This is a genomic window from Psychrobacter sp. H26 (assembly GCF_059073035.1).
On record NZ_JCACRW010000001.1, the window covers coordinates 118,487 to 131,891 of the forward strand.

Here is a 13,405-nt window from a genome sequence, read left to right on the forward strand (position 1 = left end):
ACATTAAACGCTGGAGCGATATTTATGACTACTGAGATTAACTTCACAAAAGTTGTTCAAGACCTTCTCGAAGGTAGAACGCAAAACGAGCTGCAAGATATTACTGGTGTGCACCAAGGCGTTATCAGTGATCTAAAACGCGGCTTGCCAAAACCAAACCTTACATACATTAACGGCGCTGCACTTGTTAAAGCTCATCAAGAGTTATGCCAAAACAAACAGCTAGAGGAGGCTTAACCCATGTACGACAATCCAAGGCACATCAAAGACCATAGGGTCAATGCTCGTTTCAATGATGACGAAATTGAAGCGATATCTCAGGTGGCTGGTTTAACTGGCTTGCAAAAGAGCACGTTAGTTCGTCAAGCCACACTTAGATTTATCGAAGAACTTAGAGCTGAACTTAAAGGAGAGTTTGACGCAGATTACACAAACTTGAAAGACGCAGGTTAGCGAACTTTTGGTAACCGCAAAATAGGAGAGGCTTATGCCTGATAACGATCAGCCGTCTTTTAGCGAGGATGAGCTAGAGGATATCAAGCGAGCAGCAAAAATTATGGGCATGACAGTCGATGAACTTGTGAGCCATGCAACTAATAGGCACGTCAAGCGCGTAAAGGAGTTTTCTCGCAAATCAATTTATAACCCGAAATCAATAAAGATACTTAAATGATTTTCGGTAACCGAAAAGGAGCTAAAAGATGCAAGAACAAGACATTCAAGCATGGGAGCGTGAGATTAAGCACGCAGCCAGAATGCAGGAGCAGCGAAAAGACAAGCAGCCGGTAGCTGTTTATAGCAATGAGATATACGAAATCAAGGACGAAAACAATGAGAAGTGAATACGACGCAAGGCAATTACTGGCAGCGAGCAAGGAGCAAGCAATACAGGGATATATTGCAGATCGTAACGCTCAGACGCTACTAGATGAGCAGTTACGCAAGCAGCGCATGAACGAGATATTTTGGCGCGGTGTGATGCGATTTATCACGCATATAACGTTGGTATCAATCGTCGCTTACGCACTATTCCACTTTGTATAGGGGTTAATCATGAGAGCACGTAACGCAGGGATCAAAAAGTTAATCATTCCAGCGCACTCAAGTTATGCAAGACAGAGCGCAGATCAAGACGCCATTGATGAGTATCTAAAAAAGCATGGTGTCAGACAAGCGGTAAACACAGGCAAGGTTTTCAGTTTTAACGGCCGAGGCAAAAGGAGTGTAGGGCATGCCAAAAAGGTACTCATACGAGCGGATTAAAGAGAGGATGCTCAGCCATAGAAAAATCACATTGAGCAGCAACGACAATTTACTAGCTCTAAGAGAGCAGATTTACAAACTAAGAAAAGAAGGCTTTGTTATTAACCGCATTGGCGAACGCGGAAACATCAAAGGCTACCAGTTAACGCAAGCACCAGGGGAGTGTCTGAAATGAAAATCACAAAACTAGATAACTTCGGCGAAGGTTTTACAGTCACACCGCGTAAACCACACAGAGAGACGCGAACGCTGGGCAAGCCACTCACTCGCGCAGAAAAGAAAATGCAAATGAAAGATGTTTGCTTGAATCGACTAGAAAAAGACGGTGTTTGTTATGTCTCATGTTTTCCGACCAAGCGAAAAAGACGCAGTGCATTAGACGGTATGTGGCGAGCACATAGAGACGGAAAAATGAACCTAGAAAGGGTTTTTGACAATCAAGGTTTAATCATCGGCTACAAAATCGCTGAGCAATAAAAAACCCATCAGAGGCAACTGACAGGCTTTTCAACAAACTTAACTGGAGTATTACGACATGAATATCAACAACTCAAGTAGCAACAACGGAGATTATGACATGCAATTACCAACTATTCAAGAAAATAAAGATTTACAGCAAGCGGTATCGGCTCGTGACTTATACGGTTTCCTTCAGCCAAGCGAACGTTTTGGCAATTGGTTTGAACGTCAGTTGCAGTATGGCTTTGTTGAGAATGTCGATTATATAGGGTGTGAAGTTTTTAACGCCCTAGCTCGCCAATCCCTTCAGGACTATTTTTTAAGTATCGACATGTCAAAAGAAATCTCCATGATCCAGCGTTCTGATAAAGGCAAACAAGCGCGTCAATATTTCATTGATTGCGAACGTCGCGCCAATCAGCAACCAAGTCATCAGCTACCGCAATCATTCGCTGAGGCATTACAGCTTGCAGCCAACCAAGCATTACAAATCGAGCAAGACGCGCCAAAGGTCGCACATTACAACAAGGTTGTTGACCGTCACACACTACTCACAGCCACACAGGTAGGTCAAAAAATCGGTCTATCGGCAATCATGCTTAATCGCGTACTTAGCGAGATAGGCGTTTATAACAAGGCTCACAAGCGCGGTAAAGCCTTCAAGCAATGGTTTATTGATAAGCAGCTTGGAGAGATGAAACAAACCGATATGGGCTACTCACAGCCGTTATTCACCCTCAAAGGTGAGGCGTGGGTAGTTGAGAGATTGGCAAACGAAAGTGTCGCATAAGGAGATGGTAATGCATTACTACAGTTTCAACATCGCAGATTACAAGAAGGACACCGCCCATCTAAAGCCGATGGAGCATTACATCTATCGTTCGTTGATTGATCTCTATTACTTAGATGAAACACCAATACCACTCAAAACCCACTCGGTTATGCGTCGGTTAAGTTTGGAAACCCACGACCACGAAAAGATGCTTTTAGACGTGCTAAATGACTTTTTTGATGAGCAAGACGACGGTTTCTACCACAAACGTATTGATGCAGAGATTGAAAAGTATCAAGCAAATGCTGAAAAGAACCGCAAAAACGGCAAAAAAGGCGGTAGACCACCTAAAAAAGACAGTAAAAAAACCCAGTCGGATACCAGTGGGAACCAATTGGAAAGCGAATTAAACCCTAACCAAGAACCATTAACTAATAACCAAGAACCATTAACTAATATAAATATACCGTTTGATGATTTTTGGGGTGCTTACGATTACAAAGTTGGCAAGAAGTCTAAAGTTGAAAGCAAGTGGAATTCTCTGACAGATGCAGAACGTGAGCTAATCATGATTAACGTTCCTTTGTACAAAGAGAGTAAGCCAGATAAGCAATTCAGGTTGCATCCGATGACTTATCTGAACAACGAAGGATGGACTCACGAAATAGTAACCAAGCAGGGGAATAACAATGCAAACAGTCAATCAGCTAACAGCCAACATCAGCCAAAACGCTCACAAGCAGACATATACGCAGACAGACTTGATGCACAGCTCGCAGCAGAGTCAGCACAACGAGAGCGAGTTGTTAACTAAAGAGCAGATTGCCAGTTTGTTCAAAGGCTGGAAAAAGCTCTATCGCTCAAAAATGAAAGATGAAGATTGGGACATGGACACTGTGAAAGTTTGGCTTATCGTGCTTAACGACATGAACACCACGGATCAGGAATTTAATCTAGCTAAGCGCGTTTCAATCAGATACGAATGGCCACCAACACATCCAGCAGATTTTTTAAAACTAGGACGCACAGAGACAGCCAGTAACTATCCCGATATGCGTACTGAATACCTAGCAGCAGCACAAGGCAACTACAAGCACGAAGTAACACTTGAGACAGCAAAACGAGTCGGCACATGGAATCTCAAGACACAGCCTGAATCGATTAGCTACAAATCTTGGCAAAAGCATTATCCAGAAGTCTGCAAAGAACACAGCGAAGGCAAGGATTTTAAAGTACCGGAATCGCATCAAGTCGCTTATGAGCATACGCCAGTGCAAGCAGGTAGCGAAGCAGACAAACAGATCACAGCCCAATTAGCAGAATTACGGAGATTGTCAGCATGAGTAACTTAGTGAAGTGTGTGGTGCCGGTATCGGGCGGCAAAGATAGCCAAGTCTGTTTAGCGTTAGCTGTAAAGCGCTTTGGTGCCGAAAACGTCATCGGTCTGTTTTGCGATACGCAATATGAGCATGAGCTGACGTATAAGCACGTTGAAAAGATGAAAGGTATGTATGGCGTAGAAATCATCACGCGGTGTGATGGTGACGTTCTGAGCCTAGTTAGGAAGTACAAACGCTTTCCATCAGGCACAGCAAGATTCTGTACCGACCAGTTAAAGATAAATGTTAGCAAGAAATTCTACAAAACTTTAGCTGAGTATCAAGAAGAAGGGTTTGAGGTGTGGTACGGCATGAGAAGCGGTGAAAGCCACGAACGAGCCAAGCGATACCAAGACAAGATTAATGATGAATTGTATGAGCCGCATGAAATTTTACCGAGCAATTACCCGAAGTATCTAGGAAAAATGGGCGTTAGGTTTAGATTGCCAATTATGGATTGGACGGCAAAAGAGGTATTCGAGTTTTTAGATGGTGCTGAGAATCCGCTATATGCAAAAGGCTTTGATCGTGTGGGCTGCTTCCCTTGCTTAGCAGGTGGTGACTGGTCAAAAGAACGCGCTTTCGGACTTGATGATTTTGGCGCTGAGCAACTAGCAAAGGTTCGAGTGGTTGAGCAAGAAATTGGTAAGAACGTATTTACCAGCAAGGGCGGCGTACAACGGAATAACCCAGACCAACTTTGTTTAATTTGTCAGATTTAAGGAGAGCAACTATGAGCAACTTAGAAAACGAACTCAAAGCAGCGTTTGCCTTGCTCGATATGTCCAATTTTAAATGGCTGACCGATGCGGAGGTAAAGAAGCTACCACCGCTGACCAAGACAGGCTCTATGCAAGTGCCACTTAACAAAGAAACGTTCGAGGGTATGCAAGCAGCAAGTGTTTTTACCGGTCATTGGAAAACACAGACGCGAAAAGTGATGAAAAAGGCGCGATTTTTCAGAATTGAAATATCAATGTATGAGGTGGGATTTAGTAAGCCAGCACAAGCATTCGCTGTGATGAAGCAGCCAGACACGGTACATACGCTTTGGAAGGCGGTAGACAAGGCGTCAAGGGTCATCATGAGCGAAAACGAAGGTAAAGACTGGGACGAAAACAGATGCAGAGCGGTGGTGAAGGTATGAATACAGAAAACTTAGTTATTGGCTTAATGGTCGCTTATCTCATTTGCGCTTACTTTGTCGCTGTGAGGTTCGCAATACTGGCGCACCGAGCATCAAAAGTTACCGCTGTATCGTTTGGTTTTACGTGGTACGAGAAAGCAGCTAGTACATACGTTTTGGCATTACCGATATTTTTACTTTTGGCTTATCTGATAACGAGGGTGTGACATGAACGAAACCAAACGCAAAAACTTTAACAATCAAAAGTACGTGCAGCGAGTGACGCCCAAAGGCATGACGACTGTGATTGTGACTTACACGGACGGCACGAGTGAAGAAATGGCAGCGAGTAAAGCCAAACAGATCATTAGGGAGGTTAAGTGATGAGTAATCCTAGAGAGAGGGTCATAAAAAAACTAAACAGAGATTTTTCTAAATTGATTGGTTGTGAGATACCGCTTGACCAGCCCATCAAGTCACATCAGACAATGTTTGCAGACTCAGGCGGATATCGCTGGTACTTCGTTTACAACAGCGCTGCCAACAACTCTATATCTCAAGGCCGAATAAATGCGTTTGGTAGCACGTTGACAATGACTGAATTACTAAAAGGCAATAAAGATTGGGTTGTAATTGAAGAGGGTTATGGCTGCTACGACATTCAGCTGAGGGAGGCGTATGAAAACGAGTTGAACCATTCTTCGATTTTCCAGAAGGAGGTCGCCAAATGACCGAACTATCAGAACAGCCAGTTTCATTCGCATTAGATTATCCGCCATCGGTCAATAGCTACTGGAAAAGAAACATCAATGGCGGTGTCAGGGTTAGCGCAAGAGGTGTGAAGTACAAGCACACGGTAAAGATGCTGCTACATGGACGTGACAAGCTCACAGGGCGCTTGAAAGGTCGGTTTGTTGTCAATGTACCTGATAGGCGACGCAGAGACTTAGACAACATCCTAAAGGCGTTACTGGACTCGATGCAAGGACACGTATTTTTAGATGACGAGCAGTTTGATGAAATAACGATAGTCAGGGGCGAAGTTGTCAAAGGTGGTCGAATCGATGTTGAGCTATACGAGCTATAAACGCACACAAACGCATCAAATCGGCTAAATGCGAGGTTTTAAAGCTGGTTTGATGCAGGTGGGGCTTAAATACAATTAAGGGCTTAGGTGAGGGATTAGAGATGATTAAAAACGACACGACATGGACGCACAAACAGACAGGGCAAACGGTTTTTGTTATCTGGTCGAGCAATGAGCTTGTGACGTATCAAGCAGAGGGTGCTACAACACCGACGCCAATGATTAAAACTAAGTTTTTGAATGATTTTGAGGAGTTGTTATGAGTGATATTGATTATCTGATTGTCGGACATAAAGAAAAAAAACCTATCTGCAATCACTGCAAGCACGATTACACGGGCGAACAAATGGAAATCATGTGCATGGACGAAAAAAACAACTGTCAAATGTGTCATGCAGCACTAAGCGGCAAGTTTGCAGATGGTCGAAAAGATGACAGCGCAAAACTACGCTACTCGCTATTACCAAGGGGAACGGTCAATCAAGTGGTGCAAGTGCTTGAATTTGGCTCAAAAAAGTACGCAGACAATAACTGGCAGAAGGTCGATAACTCACGAACGCGCTACTACGACGCAGCAATGAGACATATCGATGCTTGGTTTAACGGTGACCTAAAAGACGACGAGACAGGGTTGCACCATCTGGCACACGCCATTTGCTGCTTGATGTTCCTGATGTGGTTCGACGATGAGCAATAGAGACTCAAAGCGTCTTGATGCTATCAGGTCGCTTTCTTGCTGTGAGTGTGGAGCTCAACCAAGGTCGCAAGCTGCACATTCTAATTTTGGAGCTCACGGCAAGGGTAAGGGTATTAAGGCTGATGATAAATACACGATACCCTTGTGTCATGAGTGCCACGGAAAACTAGACCAATACAACATGGGTATGAATCGCCAAGAGTCACTTGAATGGTTTATGCAGAAATGGCGCAAGACAAATCGATTGCTGAAATGGCAGGAACGCAAATTAGAACAGAATGGAGTTGATTTCTGATGAGTAAGAAAATCAAGCGGTGGGTTAAGAGTGAGGACGACCAAGCATTGCTAATGGCTTTCATTGGCAATATGGAGTTGCCGTTTACTGTGACAATCGAAAAGGGTGTTATAGCTAAACGCTCAACAGATCAGAACCGCTTACAACGTCTTTGGATTGGTGAGGCAGCAGAGCAAGACACGATAGGAATGACCGCTGAGGACTACCGCGCTTACTGCAAACTACATTTTGGTGTGCCGATACTGCTTAACGAAAATGAAGCGTTTGCTGAGATTTACGATGAGAAGGTAAGACTAAGAGTTCCACAGTACACGTATGAGCAGAAACTCGAATTTATGGCGATACCGTGGGATATGCACGTAACACGGCTGATGACGATTAAGCAGCACGACAAGTACCTAAACATGATGCACGACCACTTTACTAATTTAGGCATGATTTTAACGATACCAAGCGACATTGAATGGGTGCAAGGGAGAGACTACTGATGGACTTAGATAATTTAGATATTAAAGCAGAATTGACAGCATGGGGCAGATGGGCGTCAGGTAGTAGGATTGCATCAGCACCAAAAGGCGGCTGTGTTGGTAGCTGTAGTCCGCTTGGTTATAGGTCTATATGGGCGACTATCTTACCTAGCGGTGGCGGTTCAAGCGGTGGCTGTGACGATGATATGCTGATGATTGACGCCGCGCTATGCAATCTTAAATTTGAGGACAAGTTTGCATACAAGCTGATTAAGCTCAAGTATCGCTATGGTTACAGCTATCAAAGATTGGCGCAAAAGTTAACTAAGGATTTACCTGAGTATAAGCGCGGAGGTATCAAAGCAGGAATGCAGATGCACCATCCACAGTGCAAAATATATGTAGATAATGCCGAGCAAAAAGTAATAGAGGAACTAAAGTTTTTAGTAGAAAAACAAGGGATTGTTATAAATAGTTTGACATTACAGTCAGAAATATAGTATAAATGTGTTATGTTGTATGCATACGCAGCGAAAAGCAGTACATACAAACCCTATTTCAAGTCCTACTCTAACGAGTGGGGCTTTTTTTATGCCTATAATTTGGAGAGTCACATGGTACGTAACGACGCCCACGCAAAAAGACTAATTGAGCAGCGCGTACAAGCTGGTAAGGCTAACAAGCCCAAAGCGGTTCAGCGTTATGAGAAGCGCACAGGTAAAACTATTTATTAATTAATTTAGCAGGGACGCTATGAAATACACTCATACAGTCGAGCAGCTATATAACCGCTATCAAGACACAGACCACCCTATCGCTAAGATGTATTGGCTGGGTAAGTTAAAAGAGCGTGCAGCGTGTGGTAATACAGATGCTAGAGATAAGCTGTATATCATTGATGCGTGTAGCAAGTAGAAAACGAGGTGAGTGATGTTTGAGAAGGTCATAGGCTTATACTTTAGCGGTAAGGTGTATAGAGCGACGGTAAGACTAGATAACAGAGATATTGAGGTTACACATTACCCTGTTAGCGGCGAGAGTATGGCTGATATTCACAAAGCCATGATAGCCACTGCTAAAGACAAGATTTTGAAAGATGCTTGTAAATAGACAAACCTTTTGCCCACATTGATTTGATGGGCATTTTTTATATTAACGCTGGGAGGTGTTATGACAGACGAAACGCCTAACAGCGTTACACCTGTATTAGATTCTCTAGAGGAGCAGCAGCAGCTATTTGTCTATGAGTACATAAAGGACTTAAACGGAACTAAGGCAGCAATTAGGGCTAAGTACAGCGAGAACACAGCAAGGCAGCAAGCAAGCCGCCTGTTGTCAAATGTTAACATTCAAAACGCTATTGCAGAATTGAAAGAACAGCGTAATGAGCGTCTAAACATTGATGCTGACTATGTGATTAAAACTATCGTTGAAACTATCGAGAGATGCAGCCAAGCCAAACAGGTTTATGACAAAAGCGGTGAGTTGGTCATGACAGAAACGCCTGATGGTGAGTTAGCACCTGCTTATAAGTACGATGCTACAAACGTGCTAAAAGGGTCTGAGTTGCTAGGTAGGCATCTAGGAATGTTCACTGAGAAGGTTGAATTAAGCGGTGGGTTGGCGATTGATACTATATCTGCCTTGATGGATGACTTAGCAGATGACGAAACCACTCGATAAATTAAAGGATAGATTTTGGCGTTTAAATAATCTGTATTGGATAACCGATAAGAACGGCAAGAAAGTTAAGTTCAAGATGACGCCTGAGCAGCTTCATTATTTTGATGGTGAGCATAATAGAAACGTCATTCTGAAAGCTAGACAGATTGGATTCACTACCGAGAAGTGCATTATGCAGGTTGATTCTGCAATATTTGAATCTAAACGATGCGCGATGATTGCTCACACCTTGCCTGATGCTAAGCGCTTATTCCGTGAGAAGGTTAAATACGCCTACGACAACTTGCCAGACATTATCAAAAAAGCTAATCCCTTAGTTATTGAAACTAAAGAGGAGTTAGTCTTTAAGAAAGGTGGATCGGTCTCAGTATCAACCTCATTTCGCGGCGGTGTCTTGCAGAGTTTGCACGTTAGTGAGTTCGGTAAGATATGCGTTAAATACCCCGAGAAAGCGCGTGAGATTATCACTGGTGCTTTTGAGGCGCTAGGTATTGATGGTATTGGTACTATTGAGAGCACAGCGGAAGGTCGTCAAGGGCGCTTCTTTGATATTAGTACCGAAGCTGAGAAGTTAGCATTGTCAGGCAAAGAGCTGACCAAGCAAGATTTTAAATTCTTTTTTTATTCGTGGTGGCAGCTACCTGAGTATCAGATACCAGCGCAGCCATTGCCTGAGCGCCTGGTTAATTACTTTTATAAACTAGAGCATAAGTACGGCATTAAGCTCACAGACGAGCAAAAGAGTTGGTATTACGGTAAAGAGAAAACGCTAGGCGCTGACATGAAGCGTGAGTATCCATCGATACCTAGCGAAGCGTTTGAGCAGTCAGTCGAAGGTGCTTACTACGCAACACAGTTTGCACAGCTATACGAGAAAGGTCGTATCGTTGACGAGCTGCCAAGTAACGAACACATACCAGTAGACACCTATTGGGATTTAGGTGTGTCTGACAGTACAACAATATGGTTTGTGCGTAATGTTGGTGAGCGTTATCAAATTATTGATAGTTACAGCAACTCAGGCGAGGGATTAAATCATTATCTCAAGGTGCTAAAAGACAGAGGGTATAACTACGGCAAGCATGTAGCGCCTCACGATGTAGATAACCGATCACTAGGCGCTCAAGATGCTAAGAGCTTAAAAGACCAAGCGCGTGAGGGTTACTTGATTGATGGCGTGAAAATGTCAATCAGCTTTGAAACCGTTAAGCGTACATCAAGCGTTAATGCAGATATTGAGCAGGTCAGGCAGATATTGCCGTTGTGCGAGTTTGACGCAATTAAGTGTGAGGACGGATTAAAGGCACTCGAATCATATCGCAAAGACTGGAACGAGAAGTTAGGCGTATGGCGTGATAAGCCGTTGCACGATTGGTCAAGTCACTATGCTGACGCGTTTAGATATTTTGCCGTCTATCAGACAAAACCAAAACCAGCTAAGAAACTAAATATTACTTTTGGATAAAACTATGTCAAAGCCTGATTTTATACGCACAGAATTGGTTGAGGCTTTGGCTACCTACAAACTGGTCGCTGATTGCTACAAGGGTGAAACTGCGGTTAAAGGTCGTACAGGTTACACAGTGGGCAGCGCCAACAACGGTGGCGGTAGTAGTGACTCACTTGCGTTATCGCCTTACTTACCTGATCCATCGCCTAAAAGCGAAAAGGCTGAGGTCAGGGTCGCACGTTATAACGACTACGTGACTCGCGCAGTGTTTTACAATGTGACTAAGCGCACGATTAAAGCCATGAGTGGTGCTGTATTTAGCAAGTACCCCACGTTTACCTTGAATGAGCTGTCAGTGCTTGAGACGGACGTAAACGGTGCAGGTCAATCAATCGTACAGCAATCGCGTGACGCTTTGATTAATTGCTTGATACAAGGTCGCGGTGGTCTATTAGCCGATATGCCAGTCAACACAGAGGGTATGAGCAAGGCTGACATGGCGAGTAAGCAAGTCAGACCGATTATCGTGCATTACAACAGTGAGAGCATCATCAATTGGCGTTATCGCAAGGTTGACGGTGTTTTAAAGTGCAGCCTGATTGTGTTGTCTGAGTCATATGTGACAGAGGACGACGGTTACGAGCAAAAGATGGGCAGACAGTTGCTAGTCTTGCGCCTAAACGATAACGATAGAGCTGAGAGTGAGATACTACGCAAATCAGAGGATAGCGGCGAGTGGGTTAGCCAAGGCATTAACCCTATCACTGATAATAGCGGTGCTCAGTTGCCAGATATTCCGTTTTATCCGTATGGCTCAGTTAATAATGATTTAGAGCTTGATGATGTGCCAGTGTTTGATATTGCTCATTTGAATATTGCACATTTCCGTAATTCGGCAGACTACGAGGAAAGCCTCGCAATCTCGCAGCCAACGCTAGCGGTATCAGGGCTAACGATAGAGTGGGTTAAAGATGTGATACCTCACGGCATTGCTATGGGTTCTCGTAGCGGTATATTGTTGCCACAAGGCGGTAAAGCTGAATTGCTACAGCCTGATGTTAATGACAGCAACATGACGGCTATGAAGCACAAAGAAGAAATGATGGTGAGTCTGGGTGGAAAGCTAATAGAAGCCACAACACAAACCAAAACAGCAACCGAAGCATCAAACGACCAAGCAGAAGAAACAAGCGTATTAAGTAGTGTGGCGAACAATGTCAGCGATGCTTATACAAAGGCACTGAAAGCATGTGCTGCTTATATGGGTTACAAAGCTGATGATTTGGTCTATACGCTAAATACTAACTTTGGGTTTAGCAAGATGACCGTAGAACAACGTGCTCAGCTAGTAGCTGAGTGGCAAGCAGGTGCAGTGACATTCGGTGAAATGCGTAGTCAGCTAGTAGAGTCAGAGGTAGCCACTATCGAAGATGAAACCGAGGCGGCAGATACTATTGCTGGTGAGCAAGGTGCTTTATTGTCACCAGAGAGGATTGAGTGATGAGTGAGTTAATAACAGCAAAAGAAGCTAAAAAATTAGCAGAACTTTACGAGCATAAACAGGCTGCCGACAAACTTGTTGCTGATGTCGCAACTAGGATAAAAGCTGAGGCCATGAGAGGGCGCGAATATTTATCTGTTGATGATATGAATTGGGGTAATGACTATAACGATAAGTATGTACTGGCCAAGCAGATGCTTTTGGATGCAGGTTACACGGTGGCTCGCTATGAGTATGAGTATGCACCCAATGGTGGCAGACCTGATAAATTCAAGGCTGTAAAAATATCATGGTGATTAAGGCGTAAGTTATGGCAATCGACGAAATAGCTTTCAACAAGTGGCAGTCAAAGCAGGTTGACGTTGCTATAGGTCGAGCTGAGCGCAAGTTCTTTGGTCACATCAACCGTATGAGTAAAGATTTAAAATACCTGTTAGCTGATGTTAGCCGCATAGATAATATGTCAAAAGGTAAGATTGACAGATTGATTCAGCAAGCGGTTTCGATTCAGTTGACCAGGTATGAAGATGCTATTGCTGATTTTACCCAAGATGCTGCTAAATTGGCTGAGTATGCGGCTGCTAGTGAGCGTTTAGGGCTTGCTATGGCAGTTACACCTAAAGATGTTGCAACCGTTGCTAGTCGCACGCCTATCGCTGCTAACGGCTTGTTATTTAGCGAACACATGGACACACTGCTGGCTTACAACAATAAGCGCATAGCTGAGACTATCCGTAAGTCGTGGGCTGCTAAAGACAGTGTGGCAGACTTAAACACTATCATTATCGGCACATCAAAAGTTAATGAAGCTGATGGTTTAATCTACAAGCAAAAAGTATCAGCAAGGTCAGCCATAGAGACAGCCTCGCACCATCACGCCATGATTGGCAAGGTCGAAGCGTGGAAAGCTAATGATGTTTACAATTACCAGATACAGACTGCGCTCGATAATCGCGTAACCGAGCTGTGTCGTAGTCTTGACCAAATGATATTTGAGTATGGCAGTCCTCAAGCTAGAATACCGCCATTTCACTACAGATGCAGAACGGTTATTGTGCCCGTCATTGATGAGTCATATCGTTTCTTATCGCAGGGCAGAACGCGCTCCAGTATGTACGGTGACGTTGATGCAAATCTAACATATAGCCAATGGGCAAAACAGAATGGGGTTGAGTGATGGCAGACATGATTCATTGGGATTACATACTTAACTTCGTTATTTCTTT

26 protein-coding genes are annotated in these 13,405 nt (G+C 43.8%); all 26 read left to right on the forward strand.

What is annotated here, in order from left to right; genetic code table 11:
- Positions 1 to 24: 24 nt before the first annotated feature.
- Positions 25 to 237, forward strand: coding sequence for a hypothetical protein (locus AC5JPT_RS00535; RefSeq protein ID WP_198333670.1), 213 nt, complete (start codon positions 25 to 27; stop codon positions 235 to 237).
- 3 nt (positions 238 to 240) lie between these two features.
- A complete protein-coding gene (locus AC5JPT_RS00540; RefSeq protein ID WP_493856673.1) occupies positions 241 to 453 on the forward strand; it encodes a hypothetical protein in 213 nt (70 codons plus the stop codon).
- Between the two features lie 34 nt (positions 454 to 487).
- Entirely contained in the window at positions 488 to 673 is a 186-nt protein-coding gene (locus AC5JPT_RS00545) for a hypothetical protein (protein ID WP_075106589.1), read from the forward strand.
- A 28-nt stretch (positions 674 to 701) separates the two neighbouring features.
- Positions 702 to 842 (forward strand): hypothetical protein, encoded by a 141-nt coding sequence (locus tag AC5JPT_RS00550; protein WP_493856674.1) that lies wholly within the window; start codon positions 702 to 704, stop codon positions 840 to 842.
- Positions 832 to 1,044, forward strand: coding sequence for a hypothetical protein (locus AC5JPT_RS00555; protein WP_493856675.1), 213 nt, complete (start codon positions 832 to 834; stop codon positions 1,042 to 1,044). The genes AC5JPT_RS00550 and AC5JPT_RS00555 overlap by 11 nt, the downstream gene beginning before the upstream one ends.
- A 9-nt stretch (positions 1,045 to 1,053) precedes the next feature.
- A complete protein-coding gene (locus AC5JPT_RS00560; RefSeq protein WP_493856676.1) occupies positions 1,054 to 1,263 on the forward strand; it encodes a hypothetical protein in 210 nt (69 codons plus the stop codon).
- 171 nt (positions 1,264 to 1,434) lie between these two features.
- Entirely contained in the window at positions 1,435 to 1,740 is a 306-nt protein-coding gene (locus tag AC5JPT_RS00565) for a hypothetical protein (protein ID WP_493856677.1), read from the forward strand.
- 58 nt (positions 1,741 to 1,798) lie between these two features.
- On the forward strand, positions 1,799 to 2,512 hold the full coding sequence (locus AC5JPT_RS00570) for an antA/AntB antirepressor family protein (protein ID WP_493856678.1): 714 nt from the start codon (positions 1,799 to 1,801) through the stop codon (positions 2,510 to 2,512).
- Between the two features lie 10 nt (positions 2,513 to 2,522).
- On the forward strand, positions 2,523 to 3,308 hold the full coding sequence (locus AC5JPT_RS00575) for a YdaU family protein (RefSeq protein ID WP_493856679.1): 786 nt from the start codon (positions 2,523 to 2,525) through the stop codon (positions 3,306 to 3,308).
- Entirely contained in the window at positions 3,298 to 3,837 is a 540-nt protein-coding gene (locus AC5JPT_RS00580) for a hypothetical protein (RefSeq protein WP_493856680.1), read from the forward strand. Before AC5JPT_RS00575 ends, AC5JPT_RS00580 begins: the two co-directional genes overlap by 11 nt.
- A complete protein-coding gene (locus tag AC5JPT_RS00585) occupies positions 3,834 to 4,595 on the forward strand; it encodes a phosphoadenosine phosphosulfate reductase domain-containing protein (protein ID WP_493856681.1) in 762 nt (253 codons plus the stop codon). Before AC5JPT_RS00580 ends, AC5JPT_RS00585 begins: the two co-directional genes overlap by 4 nt.
- 11 nt (positions 4,596 to 4,606) lie before the next feature.
- Positions 4,607 to 5,020 (forward strand): hypothetical protein, encoded by a 414-nt coding sequence (locus AC5JPT_RS00590; protein ID WP_493856682.1) that lies wholly within the window; start codon positions 4,607 to 4,609, stop codon positions 5,018 to 5,020.
- Positions 5,021 to 5,227: 207 nt separating this feature from the next.
- A complete protein-coding gene (locus tag AC5JPT_RS00595) occupies positions 5,228 to 5,383 on the forward strand; it encodes a hypothetical protein (RefSeq protein ID WP_493856683.1) in 156 nt (51 codons plus the stop codon).
- Positions 5,383 to 5,730 (forward strand): hypothetical protein, encoded by a 348-nt coding sequence (locus AC5JPT_RS00600; protein WP_493856684.1) that lies wholly within the window; start codon positions 5,383 to 5,385, stop codon positions 5,728 to 5,730. The genes AC5JPT_RS00595 and AC5JPT_RS00600 overlap by 1 nt, the downstream gene beginning before the upstream one ends.
- Positions 5,727 to 6,086 carry a RusA family crossover junction endodeoxyribonuclease gene (locus tag AC5JPT_RS00605; RefSeq protein WP_493856685.1) on the forward strand — a complete coding sequence of 120 codons (360 nt, stop codon included), beginning with the start codon at positions 5,727 to 5,729 and terminating at the stop codon, positions 6,084 to 6,086. The genes AC5JPT_RS00600 and AC5JPT_RS00605 overlap by 4 nt, the downstream gene beginning before the upstream one ends.
- 101 nt (positions 6,087 to 6,187) lie before the next feature.
- A complete protein-coding gene (locus AC5JPT_RS00610) occupies positions 6,188 to 6,349 on the forward strand; it encodes a hypothetical protein (RefSeq protein WP_493856686.1) in 162 nt (53 codons plus the stop codon).
- The gene (locus tag AC5JPT_RS00615) at positions 6,346 to 6,783 is read left to right on the forward strand and encodes a dATP/dGTP diphosphohydrolase domain-containing protein (RefSeq protein WP_493856687.1); all 438 of its coding nucleotides are present in this window, start codon (positions 6,346 to 6,348) and stop codon (positions 6,781 to 6,783) included. Before AC5JPT_RS00610 ends, AC5JPT_RS00615 begins: the two co-directional genes overlap by 4 nt.
- On the forward strand, positions 6,773 to 7,078 hold the full coding sequence (locus AC5JPT_RS00620; RefSeq protein WP_493856688.1) for a DUF968 domain-containing protein: 306 nt from the start codon (positions 6,773 to 6,775) through the stop codon (positions 7,076 to 7,078). The genes AC5JPT_RS00615 and AC5JPT_RS00620 overlap by 11 nt, the downstream gene beginning before the upstream one ends.
- Entirely contained in the window at positions 7,078 to 7,566 is a 489-nt protein-coding gene (locus tag AC5JPT_RS00625; RefSeq protein ID WP_493856689.1) for a hypothetical protein, read from the forward strand. Before AC5JPT_RS00620 ends, AC5JPT_RS00625 begins: the two co-directional genes overlap by 1 nt.
- Positions 7,566 to 8,045, forward strand: a complete 480-nt coding sequence (locus tag AC5JPT_RS00630) for a hypothetical protein (protein WP_493856690.1) — start codon at positions 7,566 to 7,568, stop codon at positions 8,043 to 8,045. The genes AC5JPT_RS00625 and AC5JPT_RS00630 overlap by 1 nt, the downstream gene beginning before the upstream one ends.
- A 253-nt stretch (positions 8,046 to 8,298) precedes the next feature.
- Positions 8,299 to 8,460 carry a hypothetical protein gene (locus AC5JPT_RS00635; RefSeq protein WP_493856691.1) on the forward strand — a complete coding sequence of 54 codons (162 nt, stop codon included), beginning with the start codon at positions 8,299 to 8,301 and terminating at the stop codon, positions 8,458 to 8,460.
- A 255-nt stretch (positions 8,461 to 8,715) separates the two neighbouring features.
- Positions 8,716 to 9,228 carry a terminase small subunit gene (locus tag AC5JPT_RS00640; RefSeq protein ID WP_493856692.1) on the forward strand — a complete coding sequence of 171 codons (513 nt, stop codon included), beginning with the start codon at positions 8,716 to 8,718 and terminating at the stop codon, positions 9,226 to 9,228.
- Positions 9,209 to 10,693 (forward strand): terminase, encoded by a 1,485-nt coding sequence (locus tag AC5JPT_RS00645; protein ID WP_493856693.1) that lies wholly within the window; start codon positions 9,209 to 9,211, stop codon positions 10,691 to 10,693. The genes AC5JPT_RS00640 and AC5JPT_RS00645 overlap by 20 nt, the downstream gene beginning before the upstream one ends.
- Positions 10,694 to 10,697: 4 nt before the next feature.
- Positions 10,698 to 12,179, forward strand: coding sequence for a DUF4055 domain-containing protein (locus AC5JPT_RS00650; protein WP_493856694.1), 1,482 nt, complete (start codon positions 10,698 to 10,700; stop codon positions 12,177 to 12,179).
- Positions 12,179 to 12,475 (forward strand): hypothetical protein, encoded by a 297-nt coding sequence (locus AC5JPT_RS00655; protein WP_493856695.1) that lies wholly within the window; start codon positions 12,179 to 12,181, stop codon positions 12,473 to 12,475. Before AC5JPT_RS00650 ends, AC5JPT_RS00655 begins: the two co-directional genes overlap by 1 nt.
- Positions 12,476 to 12,489: 14 nt before the next feature.
- On the forward strand, positions 12,490 to 13,356 hold the full coding sequence (locus AC5JPT_RS00660; RefSeq protein ID WP_493856696.1) for a minor capsid protein: 867 nt from the start codon (positions 12,490 to 12,492) through the stop codon (positions 13,354 to 13,356).
- Positions 13,357 to 13,405: the final 49 nt, after the last annotated feature.

Bases quoted from the DNA above. Each gene is read 5' to 3' on its own strand.
- AC5JPT_RS00565 (WP_493856677.1), top strand. From the start codon at position 1,435: ATGAAAATCACAAAACTAGATAACTTCGGCGAAGGTTTTACAGTCACA.
- AC5JPT_RS00635 (WP_493856691.1), top strand. From the start codon at position 8,299: ATGAAATACACTCATACAGTCGAGCAGCTATATAACCGCTATCAAGAC.
- AC5JPT_RS00595 (WP_493856683.1), top strand. From the start codon at position 5,228: ATGAACGAAACCAAACGCAAAAACTTTAACAATCAAAAGTACGTGCAG.
- AC5JPT_RS00570 (WP_493856678.1), top strand. From the start codon at position 1,799: ATGAATATCAACAACTCAAGTAGCAACAACGGAGATTATGACATGCAA.
- AC5JPT_RS00650 (WP_493856694.1), top strand. From the start codon at position 10,698: ATGTCAAAGCCTGATTTTATACGCACAGAATTGGTTGAGGCTTTGGCT.
- AC5JPT_RS00660 (WP_493856696.1), top strand. From the start codon at position 12,490: ATGGCAATCGACGAAATAGCTTTCAACAAGTGGCAGTCAAAGCAGGTT.
- AC5JPT_RS00655 (WP_493856695.1), top strand. From the start codon at position 12,179: ATGAGTGAGTTAATAACAGCAAAAGAAGCTAAAAAATTAGCAGAACTT.
- AC5JPT_RS00620 (WP_493856688.1), top strand. From the start codon at position 6,773: ATGAGCAATAGAGACTCAAAGCGTCTTGATGCTATCAGGTCGCTTTCT.
- AC5JPT_RS00605 (WP_493856685.1), top strand. From the start codon at position 5,727: ATGACCGAACTATCAGAACAGCCAGTTTCATTCGCATTAGATTATCCG.
- AC5JPT_RS00645 (WP_493856693.1), top strand. From the start codon at position 9,209: ATGACGAAACCACTCGATAAATTAAAGGATAGATTTTGGCGTTTAAAT.
- AC5JPT_RS00560 (WP_493856676.1), top strand. From the start codon at position 1,054: ATGAGAGCACGTAACGCAGGGATCAAAAAGTTAATCATTCCAGCGCAC.
- AC5JPT_RS00600 (WP_493856684.1), top strand. From the start codon at position 5,383: ATGAGTAATCCTAGAGAGAGGGTCATAAAAAAACTAAACAGAGATTTT.
- AC5JPT_RS00610 (WP_493856686.1), top strand. From the start codon at position 6,188: ATGATTAAAAACGACACGACATGGACGCACAAACAGACAGGGCAAACG.
- AC5JPT_RS00615 (WP_493856687.1), top strand. From the start codon at position 6,346: ATGAGTGATATTGATTATCTGATTGTCGGACATAAAGAAAAAAAACCT.
- AC5JPT_RS00630 (WP_493856690.1), top strand. From the start codon at position 7,566: ATGGACTTAGATAATTTAGATATTAAAGCAGAATTGACAGCATGGGGC.
- AC5JPT_RS00585 (WP_493856681.1), top strand. From the start codon at position 3,834: ATGAGTAACTTAGTGAAGTGTGTGGTGCCGGTATCGGGCGGCAAAGAT.
- AC5JPT_RS00550 (WP_493856674.1), top strand. From the start codon at position 702: ATGCAAGAACAAGACATTCAAGCATGGGAGCGTGAGATTAAGCACGCA.
- AC5JPT_RS00640 (WP_493856692.1), top strand. From the start codon at position 8,716: ATGACAGACGAAACGCCTAACAGCGTTACACCTGTATTAGATTCTCTA.
- AC5JPT_RS00555 (WP_493856675.1), top strand. From the start codon at position 832: ATGAGAAGTGAATACGACGCAAGGCAATTACTGGCAGCGAGCAAGGAG.
- AC5JPT_RS00535 (WP_198333670.1), top strand. From the start codon at position 25: ATGACTACTGAGATTAACTTCACAAAAGTTGTTCAAGACCTTCTCGAA.
- AC5JPT_RS00625 (WP_493856689.1), top strand. From the start codon at position 7,078: ATGAGTAAGAAAATCAAGCGGTGGGTTAAGAGTGAGGACGACCAAGCA.
- AC5JPT_RS00590 (WP_493856682.1), top strand. From the start codon at position 4,607: ATGAGCAACTTAGAAAACGAACTCAAAGCAGCGTTTGCCTTGCTCGAT.
- AC5JPT_RS00545 (WP_075106589.1), top strand. From the start codon at position 488: ATGCCTGATAACGATCAGCCGTCTTTTAGCGAGGATGAGCTAGAGGAT.
- AC5JPT_RS00575 (WP_493856679.1), top strand. From the start codon at position 2,523: ATGCATTACTACAGTTTCAACATCGCAGATTACAAGAAGGACACCGCC.
- AC5JPT_RS00540 (WP_493856673.1), top strand. From the start codon at position 241: ATGTACGACAATCCAAGGCACATCAAAGACCATAGGGTCAATGCTCGT.